Raw genomic sequence first — 6,305 nt, forward strand, 5'->3', positions numbered from 1 at the left:
CGTATCATCACATGCTGAGAGACAAGCTTTGAAAGAGAAATCCGAGACGAATCTATCTACAGAATCAGCGCCTGCCAATTTTATTCGCAATATCATCGATGAAGATAATCGCAACGGCAAATGGAACGGTCGTGTGGAAACGCGCTTTCCGCCTGAGCCCAATGGTTATTTGCATATTGGCCATGCCAAGAGCATCTGTTTGAATTTTGGTATCGCGCATGATTATGGTGGCGTGTGTCATTTGCGCTTTGACGATACCAATCCCGAGAAAGAAGCGCAGGAATATGTGGATTCCATTTGTGACAGCGTGTCCTGGCTGGGTTTTGATTGGGGAAAACATCTGTATTATTCTTCCGATTATTTTGATCAACTCTACGGATTTGCCGAGTATCTGATCAGCCAGGGAAAGGCCTATGTCGAAAGCCTGTCAGCGGATGAGATTCGCGAGATGCGCGGCACGCTGACCAGTCCCGGCAAAAACAGCCCTTACCGCGACCGTCCGAGCGCGGAAAACCTGGACTTGTTCCGGCGCATGAAAGCCGGGGAATTTCCCGATGGTCAATATGTGCTGCGAGCCAAGATCGATATGGCTTCGCCCAACATCAACATGCGCGATCCGGTGATTTACCGCATTCGCCATGTACACCATCAACGCACCGGCAATCAATGGTGCATTTATCCGATGTACGACTACACACATTGTATTTCCGATGCATTGGAAAAGATTACGCATTCCTTGTGTACATTGGAATTTGAAGACCATCGACCGCTGTACGACTGGGTACTGGATCAACTGGCAGACAAAGTACCGTGCCATCCGCAGCAAATCGAGTTTGCCCGCCTCAATCTGACTTATACCGTGATGAGCAAACGCAAATTGATCGAATTGGTGGAAAGCAAACTGGTGGACGGCTGGGATGATCCCCGATTGAGTACGCTCGCAGGCGTGCGCCGCCGCGGTTTCACGCCGCGTGCCATTCGCTTGTTTGCCGAGCGCATCGGCATCAGCAAGGCGGATTCCTGGATTGACATGAGCATACTGGAAGACTGTCTGCGTGAAGATCTCAATGAAAACGCGCCGCGCCGCATCGCCGTGCTGAAGCCGCTGAAATTGATCATCGATAATTATCCGGAAGATCAGCAGGAAGATTGCTTTGCGCCCAATCATCCGCAAAAACCGGAGTGGGAAAAACGCACGATTCCTTTTTCCAAAACGCTGTATATCGAACGCGACGACTTCATGGAAGTGCCCACCAAAGGCTATTTCCGCCTGTCGCCCGGCGCGGAAGTGCGGTTGCGCTACGCCTTTATCGTCAAATGCGTACAAGTCGATAAAAACGCGCAAGGTGAAATCGAAGCGATCCATTGTACTTACGACCCGGACACCAAGAGCGGCACTCCTGGTGCGGAAAGCCGCAAAGTCAAGGGTAATATCCACTGGTTATCCGCCAAACACGCACAATCGGCGGAAATACGCCTGTATGATCGATTATTCACCGATCCCTACCCGGACAGCGGCGACAAGGATTACAAAACATCGCTGAATCCGGATTCGAAACAAATCATTACCGCATATGTAGAACAATCACTCAGCGACGCGCAACCCGAACAATGCTTTCAGTTTGAACGCAACGGCTATTTCATCGCCGATCGGCTCGACATAAAACCCGGCAAACCGGTATTTAACCGCGCTGTGACGTTGCGGGATTCGTGGGGGAAAATTGCGGGTGCTTAGCCAGTTAACCGCATTACTGTCGCACTATCCGCAAATCAAACTGGCGATATTGTTCGGCTCGCAGGCGACCGGCAACGCGCGTCCGGACAGTGATATTGATCTGGGCCTGTTGGCGCAAACACCGCTCACTGCGGACTTTAAATTGCAACTGATACAAACCATCGGCGCTGAATTCGGCCGCCCGGTCGATATCGTCGATTTGTATCATGTGCCGGAACCGATTACCGGCCAGGTATTCAAGGGAATCCGACTGGTTGGCAGTGATACCGCCTATGCCGAGCTGCTGACCCGGCATTTGCTGAACGTCGCCGATTTTCTCCCGCTGCACCAGCGCATCCTGACCGAAAGGCGCAATCGATGGATCAACTGATTCTTGCAGAAAAGATTGAATCGTTGCGGCGCTGCATTCAGCGCATTGAAGATAAAAAACCGGACAATATCAATCTGTTGATTCAGAATCTGGATCTGCAAGATATACTGGTCATCAACCTCACCCGAGTTGTACAGTTCTGTGTCGATATCGGCAGCCATATCATCAGCACGGCCGATAAACCATCACCGCAAACCATGGGAGAAGTTTTTACGACATTACATGAACTGGGCGCAATCACATCCGAGAGTTGCGAGCAATTGAAAAAGGCGATTGGCTTTAGAAATATCGCGGTGCATCATTATGAAGCGATCAATTGGGAAATTGTTTATGCGATTTGCCAGAATTCTTTGCAAGACTTCCGCCGATTTGCTCAGGAAATCAGCCGGTATGCTGCTTTGTAGTCATGATGTGGTAGTTAATGAGACTCTGAATGAGCCACATTTGTCATTCCGAACGTAGTGAGGAATCTAAACAAATCAGCAATATGATTTCTCGCTATGCTCGAAATGACAATTGGTGAGAGAAGCTTCTTAGCTTGATGTATTGCCAGATTTGAACATTGCGCTGATTACGCGTACTTAACGAGGATCGCCATGAAAAAACTGAAAAATGAAGCCGCCTTATTCAAGGAAGCCATGCTGGCCGGCGTGAAATATGCGGAAGGACGGGGCGTGGTGCAGTTTGAAGCAACCGATTCGGCAAGTGAGAAACTGCTCTACATCTATCGTCTGCTGGTGCACGACAAAGTCATGCAGCCTTTGCCGGAAGATCAAGTCGCCGAAAAATCCATGCGGCATAAACTGGTGATGTGGTATGCCAAGCAACTGCCTAAGGATCATCCGTTGTTGAAGTGATGTGCGTACTATGGGTGTCAGTAAGCAACGCGAATTGTCCCCCAGCTTTGCGAACCCATATCAATTATGCAATAAAGATTGATTTCTACGCGGGCTAATCACAGATTATGGTTTGCCACATTCATCGTACCTGAGCAGCTTCTATATACGCGAACGCTGTGCTAAGGGCCTCAAAACTTAACCGTTCAAGGCCAATGGCTTCAAGTGACGAAAGAGAAACAGATTTTTGGGTTTCCAAATGTTCGTTGAGCAATGAGGTTGGGCACACTAGAAAGAACCATTGGTTCGGGTCAAGTGGATCGGCAGATTCCTTTTCTTTGGCCGAGAAGACGCAGAAAACATAAAGATCTGCAGACCGTGAGGCTTCCTTGGCACTATGATTTGTTTTGGCATCCCACCCTTTCTTCGGTGCAACGTCAAAGCGAATTGGGCTATGTTTCTTCTGTTCCCAGGATTGAAGGTAGGCAGCAGACTTAACCTCTATCTTCAGTCCTGATTTGGTTTGTAGATCGTATGCGTTCCATTCCGTGCGCGGACAATGCGTGCAGTCCGCTGCGTGAGCTACTATGTATTCGGCAAGAACTCCACGTAGTGCATTGGACATAAAATCCGAATATGCCCATTGCCAAAGGTCGCTTGCATTAATGCTTTTCATAGGAATTAACTAGATTTACTGATCTGACCAAGTGAGATCCAAAATTACCATTTTTGGTAGTCTAATTAATGATAGGTGAACCTCCGGCAGAGCCGGAGGTAATTAAACTCGCAGTTAAAACTTTATTTGTTGAATCATTACTTCGCGATACCATATTTTCTAGTCGGCTATGCCTGTTACTTCGGTGTTTCCTTCTTAGGTTTCTTCGCTTCTTTGGTTTTGCGTTGCTGTCCTTTTGCCATGATCATTCTCCTTGTGTGATGACAATTACATCATAAACTGAATGGGGGCTTTGTTTCCAGTACATTTTATCTGGAAATACGGTTTCGTAACTGTGTTGTCAGTCAATATAAAATAATCCCTGCTGCCGAAACATTCGCCAGTCAGAATGATCATCCTGGCGGCATACGCCGTAGCGGAAAGAAGGCGGAAGCTCCGGGAATTGGAAACGCAGATCGTAGAACCAAGCGCACAAGCCTTGTTCTGAGGTATCCATGCGTTCCAGCACCGGGAATATCGCAAATGCGCGGAATGGTGCAAAGGCGGGATCAAGCCAGGCTGCGCGGGCGAGTGTTACTGTCGCCGGATCGTCGCCGAATTGCGGATACAGTTGCCAATTATTTTCTGCAATCGGGCGATACGCAGCAGCCATTTTCGGCAGTAACCAGGTGGCTTGGTTTTGCTGTGGATTGTCGGATTGCCGCAGGTTGACAAGTACAAGGTGATAAGTCTCATCGTGCCGGATGATGATTTTCCAGTGAAATGGCGACAATGGTTGTGGCAGTACGTTGATTTGTGCTTTGGGTATGGCTTCTGCCGCGACGTGACGGATGGCGATTTCGGTGGCTTGCTGGTGTAGCGTCCATAAAAAAATCACATAACTGCACAAACTCACCAAAGTAATAATCGACGGGTTTCTGCGTTGCGGATAGCGCCATGACGCAATCAGGCCAGCGATGATGATCAGGCTGAACCAAGGGTCGATGACAAACACCAGCGGCAGAGAAAAACGCTCGGTGGAGAAAGGTACGAACAGCATCAATCCGTACGACGTCATCAAATCCCCGGCAATATGGATGGCGATACCCAAACAAGCGGGCAGAGCAAATAATTTCCAGTCATAGCGCCCACGAGAAAGCCATGAAAACAGCCAAGCCAGTAACCATGCCCATAACGGCAACAGGATCAGCGAGTGCGTCGGACCTTGGTGCCAATTGAGATAGGTCAGCGTATCGATCAGACGCAACGCAAAATCGACATCAGGAAACGCCGCCGCGGCAAAACCGGCGGCAATCTGTATGCGTAGCGGCAATGTGGTTCGTTCAGGATGCGGTTGCGTTGGCAGTCGTGCCGCAGCCCGCGCCAGCAGAGCGCCGCTTAAGGCATGCGTGAGCGGATCCATGACTAACAGGCCAGTAAAACGATCTGCGTTGCCGCTACGGTGTTAACAACAGGTTCAGAATGCTCATTTATTATGCATAAACTGCGCTTTCTCACCTGTTTTTGCCTGGTATCGGCTGCCTCGAAAACGTTTTTCAATGGCCTGTTAACCGGACTTGGCATGCATTTTTGGCGTCATAGACTCAGTCAATGGAGAAGACTCAACAGTAGCCGGGATTTCATGTGTAGCACCGGTTTCCGCTGAAGAATCATCGGCGGCTTCAGCGCGTGGGGTTCGGTAGATTAAACGATCCAGCGTCTCAGCCACTTGCAGTTTTTGTTCCAGGAAATTGCGCGTGCGCTGTGAATTCTCGGATTCATCCCGCATCCAGTACACAAACGTAGCCACATAAATGGTGGTCAGGGCGGTTTCTTCCAGTGCGCGGCGTACAAAGGTGGCATCGCGCTGCGCGGCTTCGCGCATCCACTGTACCGTGCGGCTGATGCGCATGATGGCGGGAATCTGGATATGCAGATGGCCGGGCTCCAGTTTGGCGCCGATCATCTGCCGCGTAACCTTGCGGTGCGCAGCCAACGCATCCAGCCAGGTCATGATGAGATGCTGTAAACGCTCCCGCGGCGACAATGACAGGAATTCCACGGTTTCCGCCGCCTTGAGCATCTGGCTGTCAGCCCGGTCAAACCAGGCGTCAACCAGATCTTCCTTTTCGCGGAAATAAGGCCGGATATCATCCAGGGAAATGTTCAATTCAGCGGCCACATCAAACAACCGTACCGCTTCCCAATTTGAGCGTTCCGCGATGGTAACAGCCGTATCCACAATCGCTTCGCGTATCTCAAGCTTACTTTTTTTCATCTTGATCCTCCACACAGCGTTAATAGGCGTGGCGTACTACGATGCCGTTTTCACTATAACATACATGAAAAAGCTAGGAAAATGGAGTACTGATCTTTCTTATTCGGTTCTGTATACTCCATTTGTCGTTCTCGTGTTGAAGAGGTAACTATCTATGAAAGCTAATAAATTCGATGCTGACTTTGACAGCGGCGAGGACGTGACTGCCATTCTGGATATTTCCAAGGCACGTCGTCCTCTGCAAAAACAAAAAAGGGTTAATGTGGATTTTCCAGACTGGATGATCGAATCCCTCGACAGGGAAGCCAGCCGGCTGGGCGTGACACGTCAGTCTATTATCAAGATTTGGTTGGCTGAACGGCTCGAACGATTGGCTTCTGATAAGTAAATCTAACCAAGCGGTTTGAATGATGCGCCAATTCAGATTCCAT

General features: G+C 49.5%; 8 protein-coding genes. 5 read left to right on the plus strand and 3 right to left on the minus strand.

Going from position 1 to position 6,305, the window contains the following annotated elements; genetic code table 11:
• Positions 1-28 precede the first annotated feature (28 nt).
• The 4 genes from Q0K92_RS10230 to Q0K92_RS10245 all read left to right on the plus strand — a co-directional run bounded on the left by Q0K92_RS10230 (position 29) and on the right by Q0K92_RS10245 (position 2,962).
• Positions 29-1,735, plus strand: a complete 1,707-nt coding sequence (locus Q0K92_RS10230) for a glutamine--tRNA ligase/YqeY domain fusion protein (RefSeq protein ID WP_297325704.1) — start codon at positions 29-31, stop codon at positions 1,733-1,735.
• Positions 1,728-2,105, plus strand: a complete 378-nt coding sequence (locus tag Q0K92_RS10235) for a nucleotidyltransferase domain-containing protein (RefSeq protein WP_297325705.1) — start codon at positions 1,728-1,730, stop codon at positions 2,103-2,105. Before Q0K92_RS10230 ends, Q0K92_RS10235 begins: the two co-directional genes overlap by 8 nt.
• On the plus strand, positions 2,093-2,509 hold the full coding sequence (locus Q0K92_RS10240) for a DUF86 domain-containing protein (protein WP_297325706.1): 417 nt from the start codon (positions 2,093-2,095) through the stop codon (positions 2,507-2,509). The genes Q0K92_RS10235 and Q0K92_RS10240 overlap by 13 nt, the downstream gene beginning before the upstream one ends.
• A 192-nt stretch (positions 2,510-2,701) precedes the next feature.
• Entirely contained in the window at positions 2,702-2,962 is a 261-nt protein-coding gene (locus Q0K92_RS10245) for a DUF5062 family protein (RefSeq protein ID WP_297325707.1), read from the plus strand.
• A 121-nt stretch (positions 2,963-3,083) separates the two neighbouring features.
• Here Q0K92_RS10245 and Q0K92_RS10250 read toward each other — a convergent pair whose 3' ends face one another.
• From Q0K92_RS10250 to Q0K92_RS10260, 3 genes are all read right to left on the minus strand, one after another.
• Complete coding sequence (locus Q0K92_RS10250) at positions 3,084-3,617, minus strand: hypothetical protein (protein WP_297325708.1); 534 nt, start codon at positions 3,615-3,617, stop codon at positions 3,084-3,086.
• A 340-nt stretch (positions 3,618-3,957) separates the two neighbouring features.
• Positions 3,958-5,019, minus strand: coding sequence for a metal-dependent hydrolase (locus Q0K92_RS10255; RefSeq protein WP_297325709.1), 1,062 nt, complete (start codon positions 5,017-5,019; stop codon positions 3,958-3,960).
• Between the two features lie 144 nt (positions 5,020-5,163).
• Entirely contained in the window at positions 5,164-5,874 is a 711-nt protein-coding gene (locus Q0K92_RS10260) for a TetR/AcrR family transcriptional regulator (RefSeq protein WP_297325710.1), read from the minus strand.
• A 154-nt stretch (positions 5,875-6,028) separates the two neighbouring features.
• Between Q0K92_RS10260 and Q0K92_RS10265 the strand changes: the two genes are divergently transcribed.
• The gene (locus Q0K92_RS10265; RefSeq protein WP_297325711.1) at positions 6,029-6,262 is read left to right on the plus strand and encodes a CopG family transcriptional regulator; all 234 of its coding nucleotides are present in this window, start codon (positions 6,029-6,031) and stop codon (positions 6,260-6,262) included.
• The last annotated feature ends 43 nt before the right edge of the window (positions 6,263-6,305 follow it).

It is taken from the genome of Nitrosomonas sp. (assembly GCF_024282095.1).
Taxonomy (GTDB): domain Bacteria; phylum Pseudomonadota; class Gammaproteobacteria; order Burkholderiales; family Nitrosomonadaceae; genus Nitrosomonas.

Bases quoted from the DNA above. Each gene is read 5' to 3' on its own strand.
- Q0K92_RS10240 (WP_297325706.1), top strand. From the start codon at position 2,093: ATGGATCAACTGATTCTTGCAGAAAAGATTGAATCGTTGCGGCGCTGC.
- Q0K92_RS10245 (WP_297325707.1), top strand. From the start codon at position 2,702: ATGAAAAAACTGAAAAATGAAGCCGCCTTATTCAAGGAAGCCATGCTG.
- Q0K92_RS10250 (WP_297325708.1), bottom strand. From the start codon at position 3,617: ATGAAAAGCATTAATGCAAGCGACCTTTGGCAATGGGCATATTCGGAT.
- Q0K92_RS10255 (WP_297325709.1), bottom strand. From the start codon at position 5,019: ATGGATCCGCTCACGCATGCCTTAAGCGGCGCTCTGCTGGCGCGGGCT.
- Q0K92_RS10260 (WP_297325710.1), bottom strand. From the start codon at position 5,874: ATGAAAAAAAGTAAGCTTGAGATACGCGAAGCGATTGTGGATACGGCT.
- Q0K92_RS10265 (WP_297325711.1), top strand. From the start codon at position 6,029: ATGAAAGCTAATAAATTCGATGCTGACTTTGACAGCGGCGAGGACGTG.